This is a genomic window from Fulvimarina uroteuthidis (assembly GCF_034321785.1).
GTDB classification, from domain to species: Bacteria; Pseudomonadota; Alphaproteobacteria; order Rhizobiales; family Rhizobiaceae; genus Fulvimarina; species Fulvimarina uroteuthidis.
In genome coordinates, this window is record NZ_JAXLPB010000002.1 from 533,810 (window position 1) to 556,648 (window position 22,839).

Below are 22,839 nucleotides of genomic sequence, written 5' to 3' on the forward strand. Positions count from 1 at the left end.
GGAAGGCGGCCCCGCTGATCATTACGCAACGTCGAACCCGCTGAACGCGGTGCTGGGCGCTGTATCTGCCTCGGGATCTACATTGGTGACAGGGGACATCGCGGTAAAAAGCGGATCGATCTCAAAGGAGCGCAGGTCCATGGAGCCTCCGTTGAAGGTCAACCGAACAGTCTGCGTGCCTTCTTCGAGGTCCACCAACACAGACTGTGTGTCCTGGAAGGTTGTCCAGCTCCCAGTCGGATTAACGCTGGCCGCGTTTGCCGTCTCGTAGACAGTCCCATTCTGCTCGAAGGTTGCAGTGATGGTCCGCTGAGCTCCGCCCGTGCTTCCTTGTGCAGCGGACAAGGACAGCAGATAAGCGCCAGCCTCATCAACTTCGATCGTGTATTCGAGCCACTCGCCGTTTTCGATCCAGCCAATATCACCTGCTGCGGTCTGTTCGACGCTGCTACCAGCGCGCCCACCGTTGTTGCCGCCTTGAAGGCCGGGCGCATCATTATAGGCAACGCCCTGACCGCCAAGATCATAGTCGCTGGCGTCGACAATAAGCCCATCACCATCGACAGTGTGCGGACCATTGACAGGTGACTGCCCATCCACACCCTGCTCCAGGGTGAACGACCGGAGGTCTAGAACGTAGCCGTTGGAGGCCAGAGGTCCATCGAAGGTCAGGCGCAACGTCTGTTGGCCGGCAGGCAGTTGCAGCGTGATGGGAGCGCTCTCCGCAAAAGCTGCGCTGGAGAAGCTACTGCCTCCCGGATTACCATCGGCGAGCGCAACGGTTCCGAGTACCGCGCCGTCTGCCAGGCTAACTGCGATGGTTGCACCGGCGACCGGCGTCTTGGCGTTGGCTGTGAACGTGTAAGTCCCCGTCGAAGGGACGTCGACCGTGTACTCCACCCATTCACCCGGCTTGACGTGGCCGATGTCGTTCTGGCTGCCAACGAATTCCACGTCGCGGCCGGGTCGAAGCGTCTGGTTGCCGCCATCGAGACCCGCATTGTCGTTGTAGGCAATACCCTGGCCGCCTTCGTCGAAGTTGGTTGCGTCGACCGTGAGCGCTCCGTTGGAGAAGCCGGGCGCGGTGCCTCCGTAAGGCGACTGGGCCGGCGCGGGCGGCGCCACTGGCGTCAGAGTGAAGGACCGGAAATCCTGCCCGCCGGTGAAGGTGACACGCACGATCGTCAGGCCCGCTTCTAGTTCAATGCCGTCGACACCCCGCGAGACAAAATTTGTCCAGCTCCCGGTACTTGGGCTCGCGATCGAGCCGGAGGTTGCGTAGGGCGTGGTGTCACCGGCCCGGTAGAATGCCACCGATGCGAAGGACGATCCCGTGCCGCCATTCGACAGAAGCAGGTCGAGATCGTACTCGCCCGCCGCTTCCAGATCGATGGTGTATTCCAGCCATTCGCCGGTGGCGATCCAGCCGATGTCCCCGCCAGAGGTCTGCTCGACATCGCTGCCGGCACGGCCGCCATTATTGCCACCCTGGAGACCAGCCGCGTCGTTATAGGCGATGCCCTGACCGCCCTGGTCGTAGTTGGAGGCGTCGATCGTCGTGCCGTCGGCATCGACCACCGGAGCGGTCCCGCCGAAGGGCGACTGCGAGGCGACCATGTCATCGACATACTCGTAGATCGTTACGGCGTTGAGCGGCGCATTGTCGATGCCGTCGGATCCGGCGGAGTCCATGTTGATCGAAATGACGCCGTTGGTGACGGTCACAACCGCCTCGACCGCGATCGGCGTGTCGCCGCCGGCCTGCGCGAACGGGTCAAGGTCGTCAATAACCTGCTGGCCATTAACAAAGGCGTCAAACTGACGCTGGCCTGCCGAGTTCCAGTAGGTCTCCTGGGTATGCAGCACGACGATGTAGGTCCCGTTCGGCACCGAAATGCTGGCGGTCCAGTTGGAGCCATCCTCGTAGGTCTTGAAGGCCGAGCCGGCGACTGCGTTCGCACCGTTCGGGTTGGAGGTCTGGTCGAGACCCGCCCCCGGGTTCACGGAACCGGACACGGTGACGCGGGAATCGGACTGCGCCGCGAGCGCCACGCCGAGCACCGGATCGTTGGCGATCGCGCCGCCGCCGAAGTTCACGCCGAAGACGTAGTCGCCCCGGTTCTCTCCGCCGCCGGTGTTGCCGCCCCCATTGTTGTCGCCACCGCCGGTGTTGTTGTCCGGATCGAAGAAGTCGACCGTGCCGTCATTATCAGTGTCGTTTTGAAGTGCGTCGTTGACGCCGTCGCCATTGGCATCGTCCGCCGCCGTCAGCTCGTAGGCCTGGACGTTTTTGATGACGAACATGTGGTCGTTGTAGTCGTAATTCCCAGCGCCGGGATAATCTTGGATGCCGATGAAGGTGCCCTCGATCGCGTTCCCCGCGGCGTCGATCGCCTGGAAGAAGCGGATTAGATGGCCCTGATTGTCCCCGACGAGGTTGCCGAAGGATGGATCGAGGTTGTTGGCCTGCGGATCGGTCCAGGAGGCGTAGGTCGGGCGACCGTCAACCGTAATGTGCAAGCCGAACGGCGCATCGGAGTTGATTACGCCGCGCGCAGTGCCGCCCGCGCCGGTGCCAGGTACCAACTGATCCGGCATCACCGTCTGGCCCTGCTGGTCGTCATTCGCCATCAGGTTCGTCGTTGTAGCAGAATCCAGGCTGTGGAAGCCGAGCCGGGCGATATTGCCTTGGTTCAGGAAGGCCGCGATCTGAATCACCTCGACCGGACGCGAACCGTCAAGCCGCTGCAGGTAGGGTAGTAGGACCTCGTCGCCGATCGTCTCGACTACGCCGCTGCCAGCCAGTTCTTCTTGCGCGACATCGGTCGAGTAGCCGAGCGCTTCGACGATCTGCGCGACCGTCGGCTCCGAACCGCGTTCAGAGAACTCCTGCGCCAGACCCGCCAGCTGGATCACCTTGCTGCCACCCGCATAGGCGTCCGACTCGATGGTCAGCGTGGAAGTCAGCAGGCTTGCCCCCGACGACGTTCCGTCATGAGTTCCGACAAATCGGACAGTGATCTGCGCGCTGGAGCCGGCGGCGACTAACGTCGGCACGGCCCCAACGATCTCAAAGTCCAAGCCTACGCCGAGCGTGATGGCATCGATCGTGAGTGGCGCGAAACCATCGTTAGCGATAGTTACCACGGCCTCGTTGCGGAACTGCTGCGACCCGTCCGCCGGGTTGTCTATATTGGTGAAGATTAGTCGCTCGTCTGCCGCCGCGTCGTCCAGCCCAGACACAACCATGGTCTGACCGAAGCCGACCGGCGTAACGCCCTCGATAACGAACATGTTGTCGTTATAGTCGTAGTTAATGCCGGTATAGTCCATCACGCCGAGGAACACGTTCGGAATGACGTTCCCATCCGCATCGACAGCCTGGAACATCCGGACCGTGTAGCCATCGAAGACCTCGTTTCCGTCGGCGTCGAAGACTGTCCCGTTCTGGACCGTGTAGCCCTGACCTGGATACTTGGCATTAAGCTGAGCTTGAGTCGGTTGGCCATTGCCAGTCGGATTCAGCCGAGGATCGGTCGACAGACCTGCCACCTCGATGCCGAATACTTCGTTCCCTGCCCAGCCGTTGGGAATGGTTCCATTGTTAAAGACGGCGCTGGCGAAGTTGCCGTTGGTAAGCACCGGCAGGATCGACTGGTTGTTGTCTCCTGCATGGTTGGTGAAAGTGATTTCCGAGCCATTGTCCTTGTTGCCCGGCGCATGGATGCCGAGGGTCGCACCGCTAGGTCCGTGGAAGGCTGCGATCTGTGTGATGCGGGCCTGTCCAACCCCGTCGGCAAGCCTCCAGTAGGGCGAAAGGACCTCCGTTTCGTCTTGGGGAATGTACAGGTCGAAGAAGTCGAGCACCGAGCTCTCGCCGCCGCCCTGTAACCGCAGTCCCTCGATGACATTGCCGAAACCGAAGATCTGCCAGACCTCGTTGATGTTGGGCTCCTGACCGCCCTCGTCGCGTGCCTGCCAAAACCCAGCAAGGTCGATCGTCGTAATCGGATCGTCCGCGTCGTTGGTAACAAGCTTCAAAGAGCCCTGGAAAATCGTCGAAGTGCCATCGACGTTCGAGGTGGGCGGAGAGTAAGCTGCCCGGTTGAAGAGAACCGTCACATCGACGAAGCTGCCGGGCGCGATCGACAGTCCGTCGAGCTGTGCCGAATTGGCGAGCACGAACGGGCCGTCGAGCTCATAGTCAGTCAGCGTGAGTGCCTCTGTGCCCGTATTAGTGAGCCGAACGGTGCCACTATCCTTGAACTCGCGATCCGGCCCGTCCGGATTGACTGCATCCGGGTTCTCCAAGTAGCTGAAGTGCAGCCGGTTGTCGAAATATGCTGGGTCGAGGCTTTGCACCGCGATGTCCGCATTCGCATTGCCCGGAGCAGGACGAATGTCGAGATAGTCGAGTCCGTTTGCGCCGGCGCTGTCGGAGCGGATCGCCAGCTTGTACTGCGTGCCAGCGACGAGTTGCGCGTAGACGGACTCCTCCCCTGCATCGCCGACGCCCGGGAAATCGGTGTCTTCGAGTTCCACGCCATTGAGGAAGAAGGTCAGGCCCGCCCCGTCCGCAGCATTCGCATTGGCTGCGACGTCGAGGGCATAGACGCCGTCGGCATCGACTGTGAAGTAGAAGACAACCTCGTTGGCGTTGAGCGTCTGCGTCGTACCGTCCGTTGCTTCCAGTTCGATCCGCCCTTCGCCGTCGATCGCCGCGTAAGACGGCTCGAAGACGTCGATTGGGGCCTTGCTCAGGCGCAGGTAATCGACATTCGGGCCGTTGGCACCCGGTGCGGTTACCGTAATGGTGTGAACGCCGGCTGACAGTTGGACAGTGGTGGACTGCGGCCCCCAGGCGGTCTCCGCCGTGTTGCTGTTGGCGGCAAAGGCGAGTGTGTCCAAAGTCTGGCCGTCTACCGACAGTGTCATCGGGCGGGCGGCCTTGCCAACACCGAGTGCGTATAGGATGTCAAGCCCATAGCTACCGGCTTCGGTCACCTCAACCGTCCAGGTGATGGACTGGTCCGTGGTTCCGTCGAAGTCAACGAAGTCGCCGGACTGCGTCCGGTTTTCGCTAACGACGACCGGCCCGTCGAGAACCGCATTCTCCGCCTCGTACTTCACATAGGTGACGCCGCCCACCACGATCTCACCGTCGTTGGGCGTCGAGGACTCGAGCTGGTCCGGAACGATCCGGACACTGTCGATGTTGGGCGCGCCGTTGGCGCTCGTCTGGGCGATCGTGATAGTATTGACGCCCTTTTCCAGACGCAGCGTGACCGGGAACTCGTTCCATGTGGTGAAGGAGCCAGTCTGGGTATTGTCGATCGTGACGTTCTGGTCGCCCGTCTTGATCGCAATCGGCCGCGGCGCGGCGTTGCCGTCACCGTTAGCCATGCGGAAGATGAACGTGTAGGTCCCCGCCGCCGCCGCGTCGAAAGTGAAGGAAGCCTTGTCCTCCACGCCGCCATTCGGATCGAGATAGGCCTGACCGTCGTAGTTGTCGTTCATCCCGTCGCCATTGACGTCATTGCTGTTGCCCGGCTCGTACGTTGACGGATCGTTGATGTTGCGGATGACGGTCGCGTCGTCGCCGGTCAGCGTGCTGATTACTGTGAAGGCAGTGGCGTCGAGGAACGCGCCGGTGGACCCGGTCGATCCCGGGGCGACATTGGTTGCGGTCGTGGCGATGTTTCCGGCCTCGTCCTCGACCCGGAGCACCACTTCCACCTCGTTGCCGAGATCGGTCAGGTCAGCCAGGAAGCGGCCATTCGTCAGGGACACTGAGGTGAAGTTCGCTCCACCGTCGAAGCTGACGGTAATCGCTTCGATATCGTCGTCTAGGCCGGTTACCTGGAACAGGACGTCCGAGGGATCGGAGGAATCGATGACAAGAAGCGTCAGGTCGTTGCCGGCGTCGGCCGTGATGTCCTGCGTGACGCCTCCCGGTGCTGGATTGAGGAGCACGATGATGCTCTCGCCCGTGCCGCGGTTGAGCGTCATCAAGTAGAGTTGGCCTGTCAGGGGATTCTCGATGATATCCAGCGGGTCGATGTATTCATCGATGACGTCGCCGCCGGGCCGCCGCAGCACGTCGTCGCCGATGACGCGGCCGGTTTCCGGATCGACATTGATGACGCGGACATTGTCGCCGACCGAGAACTGCGCGATCAGGATCGCGCCCTTCAGGTTCGTGCCAAACGCGTTGCCGGTATATTCGACCGCACCGTTCGGGCTGCGGTTGAAGTCGAGCGAGTAGGCGCCGTCGATGTCGTAGTCGGGATCGCGAACGACCCCCGGTGCATACTGGTTGCCGCCATCGGGCGTATTGGCGCTGTTGTTGTCGCCGTAGATGTTGTCTGCCCCGCCGGCGCCGCCATTGACGACGTAGTGGCCGAGTAGCGAGTTCGGGTGACCGTAATAGCCGCCGCGCTGGACCTGGAACAGGTAGTCGTACTGCTTGTCGAGGTTGCTCAGCTGTTCGTTGATTGGCGTGTTCGGGTCGTCGAGCGTGTTGCCGCCTCTCGCGGTGCCGTTGGTCGGAACGTAGAGATTGCCGTTGGAGTGCCAGACGAGATCGTAGCCATTGCGGATACCCTCGCCGAAGATCTTTAGCACCGCGTCCGCGGCAAACGGGTTGTAGTAGCCGTCGACCGTGCCGTCGGCGTTGAAGGCGCCGGAGTCACGATAAGTCGGGTCATTGGTAGCCGGATCGTAAGGTTCGGTCTGGACGTTGAATCCGCCCTCATCCGGTTCGCGCCGCGGATCGATCTCGAGTGCAGCTGCGTTCAGAAGGCGCTCGGGACGGAAACCCCAAGCGTTGTCCGGCCGCCCAGCTGCCGAGTTCGAGCCCTGCATGACGTAGAGCATGTATTCCGGATCGGCCGCCGTGCCGATATTGCGGAACTCCAGACTATTGGTCACGTGGTCACCGCCAGAACGCGGCAGACCAGTGATGTAAGTCTGCACTTCAGCGCCGGTGAAGGAGCCGTTTTCGCCTAGAGTGATCCTCGACACCTGCCCAGAGAATTCCGGCGTCTGGTCGGCCTTGCCTTCGCGAGGCACCGGCGCGTTGTCGGTGATCCAGATGGTGTTGGGGTCCTCTGGATCGAAGACGAGACCGATGACGGAGCGTCCCTGAGTCTGCCCAATGGCGTTGACGTCCAACGTCTCCTTCGAGGCATTGTCGACCGTCCCGTCGCTGTTGACGGCCCAGCGGTGAATGTTGCCCATGATGTCGGAGACATAGAGCTTGCCGTCCGGTCCGAACTCGATCGAGGTGAAGGCCGCCGCTCCGTCGGTAATACCGTTTACGACGACCGTATCGGTGAACGCCACCTCGCGGGCCTCGACCTCCGGCGCTTCGCCGGTCACGAATGTCGTCGTGTAATCCTGCATCTGGCGCTGCGGGGCGCTGGAGTCGGTGAGGTCGCCTGCATCGAGCACATCGGCAATGTCTAGCGTGTAGGAGGTAAATTCCTTCAGCTCGACGAGCGGGCGGATGGTAAGGGAGTCCGTGCCGCCAGACACCTGCACGTTGATCGGCACCTCGATCCCGGTCAGTGTCTCGTAGAGCCGGATGCCGTCGACATAGGCGACGCTCGGGCCGCGATGGTCGATGGCCTGAAGCTGGACGCCGACGACTAGGCTGGAGGTCGGATCGATGCCGAGAGGCACTTCGCCATTCTCGCCGATCTCGATTGAGACCTGGCCGCTCTCGTTGGAGGCGGCGACCGCGTCAACGAACTTGGAATAGTCCAGATCGGCCGAGCGGTTGTCGTCCGGCGTCAGGTCGGGAACCTTCTCGACCTGCAGATACTGGATCTCGGTGTTGTAGCCGCCGATCGAGTCGATCGTCAGCCGCCCGTCAGTGACGGTCACCAGTCCGGTAACCAGCGTTGAGCGGAAACCTTCGCCATCGTAGGACGTGCTGTAGGTTGGGGTGCTGCCGTAGCCGTGGGACTCGCCATCCAAGGCGACTGGAATCCAGGACGGCATGAAAGACTGGCCTTCGACGTTCACGACGTAGGTCGAGTCGTACCGGCCGCCGGTGTCGCCGATTGACAGCTGCACCTGGTAGGTGCCGTTTTCCAGCGCCAACTCGAACGCCCGCTCGTTGTTCGAAGCGTCGGCGCCTGGATACTCGAAATGCAAATATGTCTTCTGCAGATCACTCGCGCCCGGAACGTCGTTCTTGTAGCGCGCCGAGCCGGTCGGCTGGGCGAGCGCGTTGTCGGTGACGGCGCCATTCTCGACGTCCACCCAACCGTAGCTGAAGCCGTTGCCGCGGTTTCCGAACGCGGCGCCGGTGTCGGCAAGGTAGCCCGTGGGCGTCGTGTAGCCGGCCGGTGCATTAAAGCCGCCATTGCCAGAGGTCGGGGCCTCGAAGTTGATCTTCACGACCGCGTTGAAGGTCTGTGCGTCCGCAGGCGTTTCAGTCTCGCCGCCGCCGCCATCGGTACCTGCGCGGCTGATCGTCACGTTGTCGATGTTCGGGCCGTTCGCGATCGTGTTCGTCAACGAGATCGCGTTGCTGCCGGCTGTCAGTTCGACATCGACGGTGACATCGGTCCAGTTCGACCAATGATCGGCAGTGACACCACCTTGAACCTGGGTCGAGCCGAAGTTGATCGTCTGCTCGATGCCATTGACCGTCAGCGTCATCGGTCGACCGTCTGTGCCGCCGTTCACGTAGCGAACGGTCAACTGGTAAGTGCCGGCGGACGGTGCCTCGACCGCGAACGATGCCTGGTCGCCGACATCATTGCCCATGTCGAGATAACCGTTGCCCTCATATCCGGGCCGCAGCCCGAATTCGTCGAATTCGGCGCGGGTCGCACTGCCCGGCGCGCCGCCGGTTTCGGGGTTCTCCGGTGTCCGCGCGACGGTATCGGCCGGCGTGGTGGCGTTCGCCTCGATATCGCCGATCGCGAAGGTCTCGCCCTCGACGGTGACCGAGAAGGGCGGGGTTGGAGTTCCGGTACCCTCATCGGCATAGGTGAACGTCAGTTTATCGATGTTCGGACCCGTGATGGCTTCGGCCGGGATCGCGAGCGAAAGCGTATTCGCGCCGGCCGCCAGTTCGACCGTCACGGTCTGCACCGCCCAGTTGTTGAAGCCTTCGGCCGGACCCGAAACGTTCGTCCCGGTTGCCAGGAAGGGCAGCGACTGCACTGTGCCGCCATTGACCGACAGGTCGAGCGGCCGGTCGGAGTTCGTCGCATAGCGGACGGACAGTGTATATGTGCCGGCCTGCACCGCGTTCACGTTGAAGGTGACCGTGTCGCCGGCGTCGTTGCCGAAGTCGACATAGCCGCTTCCGGTGAAGTCGGGACGCAGTCCGTTCTGCAGCGCCGGGTTGGTTTCCGGATTGGCGGGATCGCGAACCTGGGTCGAGTTGGCATCAGATGCCTGGGATAGCGCGATGGCGCCGCTTTCCGCCTCGACGACGATCGGATCGAGCGACACGTCCGGGCCGGCAACCGAGAATTCGTGGGTCGCGGAGGCTTCGTTGCCGGCACCATCGGTGACGATGATCGTCGCCGTCTGCGCCCCGGCCGCCAGATCCGATCCGTCGACGACGAAATCGCCGTCGGCATCAACGATCGCAGTGACGTCGATGCGCGTCGCCCCTCCGTCAAAGCTGATCTCGATCTTGACGATGTCGTCGTCTTCGCCCGTCACGTTGAAGTTGATCGAGGCGGCCTGGGTCTCGTTCAGTTCACCGGTCGGGCCGTCGAGGTCAAGCAGGAAATCATCGGCGTCGGCTGACGAATCGGCAACCGCGCCGGGTTTACTGATCGTGATCGCGTCGAGGTTCGGTCCGGTGTTGGCGCTGGCCGGGATCGCGAAGCTGAGTGTGTTCTCGCCTGCGTTCAACTGAACCGAAACGGTCTGGATCTGCCAATGGTCGAAGCCTTCCTCAAGCCCCGTCTCGTCAGGGTCGGTGGCAACGAACGGCAGCTGCGTCGCCGTCCCGCCATTGACCGTGAAGTCGAGCGGACGGTCGGTGTTGGTGGCGTAGCGGATGGCCAGATCGTAAGTGCCGGCTTCGGCGACGGTCACCGAATAACTGACCGTATCGCCGGCGTCATTGCCGAAGTCGAGATAGCCGGTTCCGGTGAAGTCGGGCCGCAGACCGGTCGGAAGGTTTGGGTTGGTCTCAGTGTTGTCCGGATCGCGGACCTGGGTCGAGTTGTCGTCGGCCGCCTGCGTCAGCGTGATGTCGCCGCTCTCCGCCTGGATCGTGACCGGATTGAAGACGCCCGGTTCGGCAACCGTCAGGGTGAACGAGACGGATTCCGAGTCCAGTTCGCCATCGGTGGCGAAGACGCGGACCTCATAGGCACCGGCGGGCAGCGTTCCGTCGATCACGAGACCCGTTCCGTCGATCGACAGGCCAGCCGGGAGGGCTGATCCGTCGGCCAGCGTGGCGACGTAGCTGATGGTCGCGCCCTCGTCCGGATCGGTGGCGCTGAGCAGCACGGCGAGGTCGATGGTCTCCGCATTGCCTGCTTCGACCTCAAAATCGTCGATTGAGATGCCATCGGCGAGAACCGGCGTCTCGTTGACGTCGGCAACGGTGACCTTGAGCGTCGACTGGCTGGATTTGCCTTGCGCATCGGTAGCCGTGACGACGACGTCGACGCTTGCCGCGTCTTCATGGTCGAGCGCGACGCCGTCCTTCAGCTTGAGCTGGCCATCGACGATCTCGAAGTCCGAAGTCGGATCGACGGTGAAGGCCACGTCTTCGCCTTCCGGATCGGTCGAGGCGAGCGTGCCGACGATCGCGCCCGCAACGTTCTCGTTGATGCTCGACGTATCGAGGACCGGCGCCGTCGGCGCGAGGTTCGGAGATTCAACGCGGGTGAAGGTGAACTTGTCCGTTCGCAGAAGCTCGCCATTCGCCTGGCCCGACAGGGTCAGGATCGCGCCGGCGGTCACGTAGACCGGCGTCTCGAAAGTGATGGTTTTGAGGTTGCCGGCCTGACCGGCATTTCCGCGAGCTCCGCTATTGTCGAAGCTGCCACCCTCATCGAAGGCCGCATTCGACGCCAGCACCGTATCGCCGATCGTCAGCGAGTAGGAGGCGCTGCCGTCCGTCTCGTCGTAGCGCGTCATCGAGACGGTGTACCAGCCTTCGAGCAGGCCGTTCTGCGACAAGTCGGTGCTGACAGTGCTCGGCGCGTTGGTGTTCGAGGCCCGAACGATCCGATCGCCAGAGGCGCCCGCCTGGCCGGTCGCGTAGAAGTTCTGTGCTTCGGAAAGCCCGGTGAAAGCTTCCGCTTCGATCGTGTAGACGTCTCCTGTCTCCGGCCCCTCGATCAGGAGATCGATCGAGATGGTGGCGGACAGGTCTTCGGGATCGGTCGCCCGGATGGTCACCGCGAACTCGCCGCCCTGCGTCGGCGTGCCGACGATGACGCCTTCCTCGTTGAGGCTGAGGCCTTCCGGCAGACCTTCGGCGGTGTAGGTCAGCGCATCACCGTCGGGATCGGAGAAGAAGCTTTCGAACTCGCCAAGGTCGATACCGGAAATCTCCGTTCCCGCTTCGAAGAAGTAGGGCTCGAATGCCGCGTCTTCGGCGACCGGTGCGTCGTTGACGTTGTTCACCGTGAGGACGAACGAAGTGCTCGTCGACGCGATACCGTCATCGGCCGTCAGGACGATCGTGTAGGTGCCGGGAAGTTCCGGCGCGTTGCCGCCAAGAACTCCGCCTGCGAGCGTCAGACCATGCTCGGTGAAGGCGACGCCATTGGCGTCGGTAACGGCGAAGCTGTAGGTCAACGCGTCGCCGTCGTCGTCGACGAAGGGCAGATCGACCTCGAGCGTATTGCCTTCATCGACCGCGAAGCTTCCGACGCCGCCCCCGACGACACGCGGTGCATTGTTGCCGGTCTCGACGATCGTTTCGGCGATGGTGACGTTGGAGAATGTGACCGATCCCTGACCGCTCGACAGGAGGTCATCGTCCGCCACGAGGGTCAGGGAATCGATCGACTTGCCCGCATGGGCCGACAGGTCGATCGTGAACCGCAGCGCGCCGCCGCCGATGTCGACGCCCTGTCCGCGCAGATCGATGAAACCGCCCTGAGTCTGCGTGCCGGCGAGCTGGTAGTTCGAACGATCCGACGTCTCGAAAGGGGAATCATCGTCGTCGAAGCCGAGCGACACGATCTCCGGCTGGAAGGCGCCGATCGCGATGTCGACCGTGATTACCGTATTGGCCGTGATCGTGTAGTCGGTGCCGAGCGAGGCACGCTTCCACAGATTGCCGTCGAGCGTCAGCGCCGCTCCGTCCTGGGAGACGGTCACGCTGCTGCCTGCGCCGCCACGATCCTGCGTGCCGCCATAGCTGCTGATTGTCGAGCTGGCGAAGTCGACGATGAACGGGCCTTCCGGCTCCGGCTCCGCCTGCACCGTCAGCGTGAAGGAGACGGATTCCGAGTCCAGTACGCCGTCATTGGCGAAGACGCTGATCGAATAGGCGCCCGGCACGACGTCATCGGCGACCACGATCGCGCCATCGACGAGACTGATGCCGGCCGGAAGCTCGGCGCCGTCGCCGACGATGGACAGAGTCGTGGCGTCGCCGTCCACGTCGCCCACGGTCAGGTCCGCGAGCGAGACCGAGCCGCCCGCCGCGACGGTCAGGTCACCAATCGTGCCGGAAAGGGTGGGCGCATCGTTGACCGGTGCGACCGAAACGCTGACCGTCGCCGATGCCATGCCGCCGTTGCCATCGTACACTGTGTAGGTGATCGCTGCGTCGCCGTTGAAGTCCCCAGCCGGAACGAAGACGAGTTCGGTGCCTTCGACCATGACGATGCCCTGCTCCGTCGGCACGCTCGCCGAGATCGTCAGCGCGTCGCCGTCGGCGTCACCGATGGCCTCCGCGATATCGACGCGGATAGCGTTGTCCTCGTCGGTGGATGCGGACAGGTCGTCGGCGGTCGGGTCCGTATTGGTCGGCTCTGACGGTCCGGCGAGGAAGTCGACGCTTTCGCCGGGCAGGGTCAGGGCGATGGCATCGATGTTCGGCGAGCCGTTGGTCGCCGACTGCATGATGCCGATCGTGTGCGGTCCCGAGCCAGTCAGCGTGATGCCGAAGGTGATCGTCTGCCAGTTGGCGAAATTGCCCGTGTTCGTATTCTGTGAAGCGCCCTGCTGTACGCCGTCGACGGCGATGGCGATCGGTCGGTTGAAGCCGTTGCCCGTACCGGTCGCACCGTTGGCGACCCGCAGGTGAAGCGAGTAGGTGCCGGCCGGTGCGTCGACGTCGAAAGTCGCACGGATTCCGGTCGTGTTGCCGTTGATGTCGAAATAGCCTTCGCCGGTATAGCCCTTGCGCAGGCCGTATTCGTCGAAGTCGGGCGCTTCCGTCGCGTTCGGAGCCGGAAGGTCGGGGCTGTTGGCGCCCTGGCGCTCCTGGTTCTGCGTGCGGGTGCGGATCAGCGTGTCGTTAGATACGTTGTTGTCACCATCCGGCACGATCGTCAGACTCTCGCCTTGGATGATCACGGTCTCGAAGGGCGTTGGATTGACGGTCTCCTCGGCTTCGACGGTCAGTGTGAACGAGATGGATTCCGAGTCCAGTTTGCCGTCATTGGCAAAGACGGACACTTCGTAGGCGCCTGCCGCCACGTAATCGGCGACCGAGATAGCACCGTCGACGAGCGTGATGCCGGCCGGAAGGGTCGCGCCATCCGTGCCAGCGATGGACAGAATCGTGGCGTCGCCATCGACGTCGCTCGCGGTGAGTGCGCCGAGCACGACCGAATCGCCGGCCGTGACCGTCGCGTCGTTGAGCGTGCCGGACAGGACCGGCGCGTCGTTCACCGCAGCGACGGCGACCGCGACGCTCGAGCTTGTCTGAAGGCCGCCGGTGTCGGTGACCGTGTAGGAGATCGTCGCATCGCCGTTGAAGTCGGCACTGGGGGTGAAGATCAGCTGCAGGCCGTTGACCGTGACGGAGCCGTCGGTGCTGCTGGCCGTCAGGGTCAGGCCCGCATCGCCGTCCTCGGCGTCGCCGACCGAACCGGACAGGTCGATCGTGACCGCCTGGTCCTCGTCGGTCGATGCGGACGCGACGGCAGCGGTCGGCGCCGTGTTGACCGGCGCTTCCGGAGCGTCGGTCACCGTGACTGTCAGCGTGCGCGAACCGGTCACCTCGCCGTCGCTGGCGACGATGGTGACCGAATAGCTGTTGGGTCCAGCCGCATCGAAGGTGGGGGCGGCGAAGGAGAGTTCGCCCGCCGCATCGATCGAGAACCGGCCGGCATTATCGCCTTCCAGCGTATAGGTGAGCGTGTCGCCGTCGGCATCGGTCGCGGCGAAGGTGCCGATCACCGAGTTGGTGCCCTCCTCGGCGCTCGCTGAGCCGGCCGCGCTTTCGAATTCCGGCGCTGAGTTGGCTGCGGGGAAGACCGGCACCGCGCCGACGGTCGTCAGCGCGACCGCATCGATGTTGGGGCCGTTGGTGTTGCCGGCGATGGCAAGCTTGAGCTCGTTGTCGCCTGCGGCGAGCTGGACGGTCAGTGTCTTGGTCACCCAGTTCTGGAAGCCGTTGCTGGCGAAAGATTGCGCCGCATGCTGCGTGGTGCCGCCGACGACGATGTCGAGCGCCCGGGCTTCGCTTCCGTTTGCGAAGCGGATATGGAGGTCGTAGAGACCGCCCTCGGTGACGTTGACGTTCCAGACGAGCGCCTCGTCGGTTCCGCTCTCGAAGTCGAGATAGCCCGTGCCGCTATAGCTGGCGCGGAGGCCGAAACCATCGATCGGTTCGGTGGTGGTTCCCTTCGTTCCGTTCGCCGGGCCTTCGGCGAACTTGTCGCTCGACTGGTAGCCGTCGATAAGATCGTCCAGACCCTTCGACTGCTTGCGAGCGTAGCTTTCGCCACCCGTGACGATGAGGGCGTCCTCGCCCTGCAGGATGATTTGCAAAATGACAGGCTCGGATGCTTCCAGAACGTCCTGGACCTCGACCGAGATGGGCTTCGAGACGCTCGTGAAGCCGTCACTTACTTCCACGATCAGATCGAACGTGTCGTTGCCGTCCGCATCGGACGGTGTCTCGAAGTCCGGGGCGGTCTTGAAGGTCAGTCGACCCGTCTGTGCGTCGATCGTCAGCTTGTCGGCATCGGCGCCGCCGACGATGCTGTAGATCAGCGCGTTGCCGTCGGCATCGCTCGCCGCGACGACACCCGCATCGGTGGAGTTCTCAAGCGACTGCAGGCTGTCGGTCGCGATCTTCGGCGCGGTGAAGCTGACGATCTCGCCCGGCAGAGCGATCGCAAGGGCATCGATGTTGGGCGCGTTGCCGCCAGATGCCGGAATGCGCAGGATAATCGAGTTCGCTCCAGCATTCGTGGTGATGGTGAAGGTTGCTATCTGCCAGTTGTTGAATCCCTCGTCCGGGCCCGTACCGTCCGGATCGGTGTCCGTGAAGTGCGATGTCGTTGCCGGCTCGCTGCTGATGGAGACGCCGTTGACGACAACCTCCAGAGGGCGGTTGTCGTTCGTCGCGTAGCGGATGTGGAGCACACGCTCGCCGCCGACCGAATCCTCGAAGCCGTACGTGTAGCTGTCGCCGGCGGCGCTGCCGTAGTCGACATAGCCGCTGCCGCTGTAGTCCGGACGCAGGCCGCTGAAGTTTCCGGTTTCGGGATTTTTCTCATTTCGGACAACTGTGCCGCTGCTATTGCCGGTACGAGGAACGCCATCCTCGGCCTGCATGTAGATCGCCTCAAACGTCCCCGGTGTTTCTGCTTCGTCTAGACCCACTAATGGACCCGATGGATTCGATACTCCGCCACCTTCCGACTGATTGCTGTTGGGCTCATCATCAGTAACTGCGTTCTCCGGATCTGGAGCGCTAACTGAAGACATAGATGTCTCAGAAAAATTGCTGAGCATCGTCGATTCGAATGAGTTTCCGCTGTTGGACACAGGTATCGAGGATACCCCCCCTACGCCGTAGGCTCCTACTTCAATTGGTGCGATCGCTAGGTCGAGGTGGCCAGCACGGTGAATAATCTCTACCGATTTTTCACCGTAAGCCTTCGCAACAGGATCCAGATTGTCTGTTGCGCTAGAGCTTGATCCAATTGCAGGTACGCTCCCAGTTTCAATTGGGTCTAATTCATTGGAAGGGTTTTCGGCCTCCCTCAAATTCTTTTGGCTTGATGAAGTCTCAGCCTCTTCAGATGCGTTTTTGCCGAGACTCGTCTGCTGCGTTGATGAAGGCTTATCGTTTGCCTGCGCCGCATCTGCAAACGCGCTGACAGCACTAATTGCGACCAAATTCTGGATTAGAACTATGCCGTCTGGACGCTCATCCCTTTCAGTCAAATCGTCGACGATTTGTTGTATGGTCAGCCCCTCGATTTGCGGCCCACTTCCATTGACTGACTCGAATAAGAAACGATGATTCCCACGATCGAGGTTCAGTTCAATTAATCTAGTTTCGAATGACGTCCAAGATCCCGTCGAGGGAAGCGAAAGGACGCTCTCGAACTGGTTCGAGACACTTAGAATAACGTCTCGAGGTTGAGTGAACCCATTGCTGAACTGTAGAATTACTTGATGCTGTCCTGCCTGGGCGACTGAAATATCGAACGTCTTGTCCCCAGTGCGAGATTTTGAATCAGAAGAACTCGCCGAACGCGTGACGTTCGACTGATCAACTTCGGCATCCTTAATGTCAGCGAAATGGTTGTCCATCGTCCCCTCATCCTCTTCTTCTGTCTGGCACTTCTGCCATCCAATTTTTCCGCCAAGTGAAAATATCTAACTTGGCTTCCGGAACGAAATGATGAACGAAACGTTAAGTGATCGCTATAACTATAATACCGACTTGGAAGTTTGATTTATAAGCATTTTGATACGACGCTATGACAAATTAAGCGTTTTGCTAGCATGCGTCGTCTTCAAACGCTCGTTTTGAAAGTGGCGATCAATCAGAAAGCTTTGATGCCGTCTGACTTACGCCGAGTTTTGTTAAGCCAAGAATTCGTTTCTAGCAGCTGTTTTCGGCGCCCTGCGTTTCCAGGTTGCCGAGCTGCGACAAAGGCTCAAAATTTAGCTCAATTTTTCGATGAATTGGTAAATGGAGGCCTCTAAAAACTTCCCCTTCTTGCGCGATTTATGATTCCATCGGTGTGATCGAGGTTGGGAGGATGGCATGCGGGGGCAGCCAGGTTTCTGGGATATCAACGAGCGTTACGGCCGACTGAGCGATGCTGGCGATCCGCTTGAGAAGCTGAACGCGATCGTTCCCTGGGATCTGTTCAGAAAGTCATTGGCGAAAGCATTTAAGCGCTCGGACGGCGCAAATGGCGGAAGACCACCCTACGACCCTGTTCTGATGTTCAAGGTTCTGGTTCTGCAGGCGCTCTACAATCTCTCCCACGACCAGGCGGAGTTCCAGATCCAGGACCGGCTGTCGTTCATGCGGTTCGTTGGACTCGGTCTGGCCGACAAGGTTCTGGACGCCAAGACGATCTGGCTGATCCGAGAGCATCTTGCCGAGGCCGGCGCGATTTAGAATCTGTTCGTTCGTTTCGACGAGCATCTTGCGAAGGCTGGCTATCTGGCAATGGGCGGCCAGATCGTGGACGCAACGATCGTTGCGGCACCCAGGCAGCGTAACACCGAGGAGGAGAAGACTGCGATCAAGGTCGGCGAAGTGCCGGAAGCCTGGAAGGACAAGCCCGCCAAGCTTCGCCAGAAGGATCGTGACGCTCGGTGGACGGTGAAGTTCTCTAAAGCCAAGCCGGCGGCTGAGGGCAAGCCGCAGCATATCGACATCGCCGTCCCGGCGTTTGGCTACAAGAACCATGTCTCGATCGACCGTCGACATGGTTTCATCCGTGGATGGACGGCAACGAGCGCGTCCGCTTGGGACGGAGCGCAATTGCCCAACGTTCTCGATCGGCAAAATACCGGTTCGAAGGTGTGGGCTGACACAGCCTATTGATCGAAGAAGAACGAGGAATGGCTGGATCGAAACGGCTTCAAGTCGGACATCCACCGCAAGAAGCCGAACGGCAAGCCCATGAGGGAACGAACTTCGCGCGCCAATGGGAGGCGTTCCATGATCCGCTCAAAGGTCGAGCACGTCTTCGCCCGTCAGAAGGGACCGATGGCTGCCTTCATCCGAACTATCGGCATTGTGCGCGCTGAGACGAAAATCGGCATGGTCAACCTCGCCTACAATCTCAGTCGTTTCGTTTGGCACCAAGCGCGAGGTGCGTCCGCATGACGGCGAAAACGCCGTTCGATCCGCCAGAAGGCGGACGATAAAGCATAAAAAACCAGATATCCGCTGCGGTCGAACTGTCAACCGCTCAACCTTGCCGATGTCCGACCTCAAATCTCGAAAACGACAGTACTTCGAGGTCTCCAGATACGATCATGATTGGGATAAAGGTTGGGATAGAGACTGCGTCGAAGCTAGAAGTACGAGATGATTCAAAATGTTAGCAGGAATAGATGGCGGTGAGAGAGGGATTCGAACCCTCGATACGGTTTCCCGCATACACACTTTCCAGGCGTGCGCCTTCAACCACTCGGCCACCTCACCACAATTCGCGATGGAACGGCCGGTCATGCCTCGGTTGCCAGGCATCGGGTGACGGGCCGCTTTTATGACAGCGAACGGCGCGGGACCTAAGACAGAAATCGTTTGGGTTCAAGCCATTTCGAACGGGCAGGCGAAATCTCTGCGCTCTGTCTCGGTAAAGGCTCAACGGCCCACGGCGGTTTTGCGCCGCTGCCGCCGGCCTTGCGGCACCGGCCGTTGCGTCGCACCCGGGTCCGTCCGACGACCCGGCGCGGCGAACGAGGCGCCGCCGCCATCGGACGGGACGGAGCCTAAGCCCTGTCGCCGCCCCGTTCCACCCCCGGCCGCCCCATGCGGGCGAGCGGGGTGGCGAGAGGCTTCCGCCGGACGTCGCCGACGGCGGGGCGGCGCGATCTGGCGGGCGTTGCCAAACGGGGCGGCGCGCACCATTTTAGGGGATCGGAGCGAAAACCGGCGCCCTGGCAGCCCCGTACGACTGGACCCTGACTTCCGATGCAATTCATCCTGCACTTCCTGCGACTGCTTGGAACCCTCTGCCTGGCCATCGCGACGGTGTTCGCCGTCGGCGACATTGCGCGTTATGTCGCGGACGACATCGTGCGCATGGCAACCATCGCCGAGATCGCCCAAATGACGGGGATCGGCGCAGGGCTGTTTGCGGGCGGATCGGCGACCGCCGGCGTCGTCGGCGGCTGGCCGTTCGCGCTCAGCGTCGCGGTTCTCGGCATGGTGCTGACGCTTCTGGGACGCAAGCGCCGACGGATCGGCCGCACCTGACGCAACGCCCGGCGGCCGACGCGTTCTGAAACGTCCGGCCCGTGTCGCCGGCGCGAGGACGACGAACGGCCCGGGCACCCACGCACGTTTTTGAGGAAAGTGACGGCAATGTATATTCTCGACATGTTCGCCCGCAAAACCCGGATGGTGAGCGAGGCCGACGCGCTGAAGGGCCGCTCGACCCCGATGCCCGTGCCCGAGGCCCATTTCGTCGCGGGCACGGCGCTGAAGCCGCCCTTTCCCGACGGGATGGAGACCGCGATCTTCGGCATGGGCTGCTTCTGGGGCGTTGAGCGCAAGTTCTGGCAACTCGACGGCGTCCATTCGACCGCGGTCGGCTATCTCGGCGGCTACACGCCGAACCCGACCTATCAGGAGGTCTGCACCGGCCAGACCGGGCACAACGAAGTGGTGCTCGTGGTCTACGACCCGGCGCGGATCTCCTATGCCGAGCTCCTGAAGACATTCTGGGAGGGCCACGACCCGACGCAGGGCATGCGCCAGGGCAACGACATGGGCACCCAGTACCGCTCCGGCATCTATACGCGCGACGCGGACCAGCAATCGGTCGCGCAGGAGACGAAGGCCGCCTATCAGGACGCGCTGAAACAGGCCGGGCACACCGGCACGATCTCGACGGAAATCCTGCCCGCCGGCGAGTTCTACTATGCCGAGGACTATCACCAGCAATATCTCGCCAAGAATCCGAACGGCTATTGCGGCGGCGGCGGCACCGGCGTGTCCTGCCCCATCGGCCTGAGCGTCCCGGCTCAATAGGCGCGGCACACCGCACCGACCGCGCCGGTCCGGCGGTCGTCGCAGCGCCCGCCGGTCCTTCGCGGTTCGGCGCGTCCGCGCCGTGGCGGCGGCGGGGACCGATCCGCCTTGTCGCCGGCCGGCGCTTCCCTCGGCGCGGCCGGCGCGATACCAGTCGGTCGCAGGACAGGGCAAACCGGCAGAGAGACGACAAGCATGGCGCAGAAGGTGATTTTCGATACCGATCCCGGCCAGGACGATGCGGTCGCGCTCCTTGCGGCGCTCGCCTCGCCGGACGAGATCGACATTCTCGGCATCGTCACGGTCGCCGGCAACATCCCGCTCGACCTGACCACGAAGAACGCGTTGAAACTCCTGGAACTGGCGAACCGCATCGAGGTGCCGGTCCATGCCGGTTGCGCCAAGCCGTTCGGGCGCACGCTCGTCACCGCCGAGCATGTCCACGGCAAGACCGGGCTCGACGGCCCGGACCTGCCCGAGCCGCAGATCGCGGCGAAGGAACGGCACGGTGTCGATTTCCTCGTCGAGACCCTGCGCGCCCATCCGCCCGGCACGGTCAAGCTTCTCTGCCTCGGGCCGCTGACCAATGTCGCGCTGGCGCTCGCCAAGGCGCCCGACGTCGCGGCGCGGATCCAGGAAATCGTCCTCATGGGCGGCGGCTGTTTCGAAGGCGGCAACATCACCCCCACCGCCGAGTTCAACATCTATGTGGATCCCGAAGCGGCGAGCGCGGTCTTCCGCTCGGGCGCGGCGATCACCGTCCTGCCGCTCGACGTGACCCACCAGATGCGGTCGACGAAGCAGCGGATTGCGGCGTTCGAGGGGCTCGGCAACAAGGCGGGCGCCGCGGTCGCCGCGATGCTGTCGTTCTCCGAGCGCTTCGATGTGGAGAAATACGCCTGGGAAGGCGCGCCGTTGCACGATCCGTGCGTGACCGCCTTTCTCCTTGCGCCGGAGATCTTCGAGGCGCGGCCGGTGAATGTCGAGATCGAGACCGGCTCGGAGCTCTGCCGCGGCATGACGGTGGTCGATTATTGGGGCGTGACCGCACGGCCGCAGAACGCCCGCTGGGTGCGCTCGGGCGATGCCGAGGCCTTCTTCCGGCTGCTGACCGAGCGGGTGGCCCGCCTGCCCTGAGCGCGGAGGACCGGACCGCGAAGTATAGAATGGTTCCAGACACCGCCTCTTACAATAGAATCGTTCCAAGCTTGAAGTAGAACGATTCCAGACCGGCGCTTTTTATTTGACATGGCCGGGCCTCTCGCTTAGCCGATGGGATCGAGGGGGCCCTTTCCCCTTCCGCATCCCACCGCTTCCGTTCGGCCGCCACTGGGCTTTGAATCCAGCAGGAGATTGACCCGACCATGATCTTTTCCCCATCCCGCACATCCGCCCGCCGGGCGTTGATCGCATCCGCCTCGCTCCTCGCCTTCGCGGCGCCGGCATGGGCCGAAACCCCGTCGAAACAGGCCGTTCTGGAAACCTATGCCGATATCGCGCTCGCATCCTATTCCGACGCGCTCGCCTCGGCCAAGGCGCTCGATGCGGCCACCGACGCGCTGATCGAGACCCCGAGCGCGGAAACGCTTGCCGCGGCGAAGGACGCCTGGCGCGCCTCGCGACCGAGCTACATGCAGACGGAAGTCTTCCGGTTCGGAAATCCGATCGTCGATGCCTGGGAGGGCCGCGTCAACGCCTGGCCGCTCGACGAGGGACTCATCGACTATGTGGCACCCGCCTACGGCACGGGCTCCGATTCCAACGCGCTCTACACCGCCAACGTGATCGCATCGGACGAGATCACGATCGGCGGCGAGAGCGTCGACGTCACCACGATCACCCCGGCACTGCTTCAGGACAAGCTGCAGGAGGCCGGCGGCGTCGAGGCCAATGTGGCGACGGGCTATCACGCGGTCGAGTTTCTGCTCTGGGGTCAGGACCTGAACGGCACGGAGGCCGGCGCTGGCGACCGTCCCGCGACGGATTTCGCCGAAGGCGAGGCCTGCACCAACGGGTCCTGCGAAAAGCGCAGCGCGTTTCTCGATGCTGCGACCGATCTCCTGATCACCGATCTGGAGGAGATGGTCGGCAACTGGGAGACGGACGGCGCGGCCCGCACCGCACTTCTGGAGGACGAGGACAAGGGCATCGCCGCCATCCTGACCGGCATGGGGTCGCTGTCCTATGGGGAACTGGCCGGCGAGCGCATGAAGCTCGGCCTGCTCCTCCATGATCCGGAAGAGGAGCACGACTGCTTCTCCGACAACACCCACGCCTCCCACTATTATGACGGCATCGGCATCCAGAACGCCTATCTCGGCCGCTACGAGCGGGCGGACGGCGGCGTCGTCGAGGGCGCGGCGCTGGCCGACCTCGTCGAGGCGAGCGCACCGGACGTGAACGAGGAGCTCAAGGCCGATCTTGAGGCGAGCATCGCCAAGCTGCGGGCGATCTACGACGCTGCGGAAAGCGGCGAGGCCTACGACCAGCAGATCGGCGAGGGCAATGCCGAAGGCAATGCGCGCGTCCAGGAAGCGATCGACGCCCTGATCGCCCAGACGCGGACGATCGAGCGGGCCATCGCGGCCCTCGATCTCGGCGCCGTCTCGATCGAGGGCTCGGACAGCCTCGACAACGCCTCGGCCGTCTTCCAGTAGGCGGCGCATCCGAAACCTCCGCCGGCATGCGGCGCGACG

5 protein-coding genes, 1 tRNA gene and 1 pseudogene are annotated in these 22,839 nt (G+C 62.6%); 5 read left to right on the top strand and 2 right to left on the bottom strand.

The window, feature by feature from the left end:
• Positions 1 to 21 precede the first annotated feature (21 nt).
• Positions 22 to 16,728 carry a carbohydrate-binding protein gene (locus U0C82_RS07390; protein WP_322186431.1) on the bottom strand — a complete coding sequence of 5,569 codons (16,707 nt, stop codon included), beginning with the start codon at positions 16,726 to 16,728 and terminating at the stop codon, positions 22 to 24.
• A 460-nt stretch (positions 16,729 to 17,188) separates the two neighbouring features.
• Here U0C82_RS07390 and U0C82_RS07395 point away from each other — a divergent pair.
• Positions 17,189 to 18,268: pseudogene (locus tag U0C82_RS07395) on the top strand (IS5 family transposase).
• A gap of 231 nt (positions 18,269 to 18,499) precedes the next feature.
• Here U0C82_RS07395 and U0C82_RS07400 read toward each other — a convergent pair.
• A tRNA-Ser gene (locus U0C82_RS07400) sits at positions 18,500 to 18,589 on the bottom strand.
• A gap of 492 nt (positions 18,590 to 19,081) precedes the next feature.
• Between U0C82_RS07400 and U0C82_RS07405 the strand changes: the two genes are divergently transcribed.
• The 4 genes from U0C82_RS07405 (at position 19,082) to U0C82_RS07420 (ending at position 22,800) form a co-directional block, all read left to right on the top strand.
• Entirely contained in the window at positions 19,082 to 19,366 is a 285-nt protein-coding gene (locus U0C82_RS07405; protein WP_322186432.1) for a hypothetical protein, read from the top strand.
• A 108-nt stretch (positions 19,367 to 19,474) separates the two neighbouring features.
• The gene (gene msrA, locus U0C82_RS07410) at positions 19,475 to 20,143 is read left to right on the top strand and encodes a peptide-methionine (S)-S-oxide reductase MsrA (RefSeq protein WP_322186433.1); all 669 of its coding nucleotides are present in this window, start codon (positions 19,475 to 19,477) and stop codon (positions 20,141 to 20,143) included.
• A gap of 195 nt (positions 20,144 to 20,338) precedes the next feature.
• Positions 20,339 to 21,280, top strand: a complete 942-nt coding sequence (locus U0C82_RS07415; RefSeq protein WP_322186434.1) for a nucleoside hydrolase — start codon at positions 20,339 to 20,341, stop codon at positions 21,278 to 21,280.
• A 227-nt stretch (positions 21,281 to 21,507) separates the two neighbouring features.
• Positions 21,508 to 22,800: an imelysin family protein gene (locus U0C82_RS07420; protein WP_322186435.1), complete on the top strand. Its 1,293-nt coding sequence runs from the start codon at positions 21,508 to 21,510 to the stop codon at positions 22,798 to 22,800.
• The last annotated feature ends 39 nt before the right edge of the window (positions 22,801 to 22,839 follow it).

What these genes read in the sequence shown, in the direction of transcription:
- U0C82_RS07390 (WP_322186431.1), bottom strand. Translation starts at nt 16,728, where the DNA reads ATGGACAACCATTTCGCTGACATTAAGGATGCCGAAGTTGATCAGTCG.
- U0C82_RS07405 (WP_322186432.1), top strand. Translation starts at nt 19,082, where the DNA reads ATGCAATTCATCCTGCACTTCCTGCGACTGCTTGGAACCCTCTGCCTG.
- msrA (WP_322186433.1), top strand. Translation starts at nt 19,475, where the DNA reads ATGTATATTCTCGACATGTTCGCCCGCAAAACCCGGATGGTGAGCGAG.
- U0C82_RS07415 (WP_322186434.1), top strand. Translation starts at nt 20,339, where the DNA reads ATGGCGCAGAAGGTGATTTTCGATACCGATCCCGGCCAGGACGATGCG.
- U0C82_RS07420 (WP_322186435.1), top strand. Translation starts at nt 21,508, where the DNA reads ATGATCTTTTCCCCATCCCGCACATCCGCCCGCCGGGCGTTGATCGCA.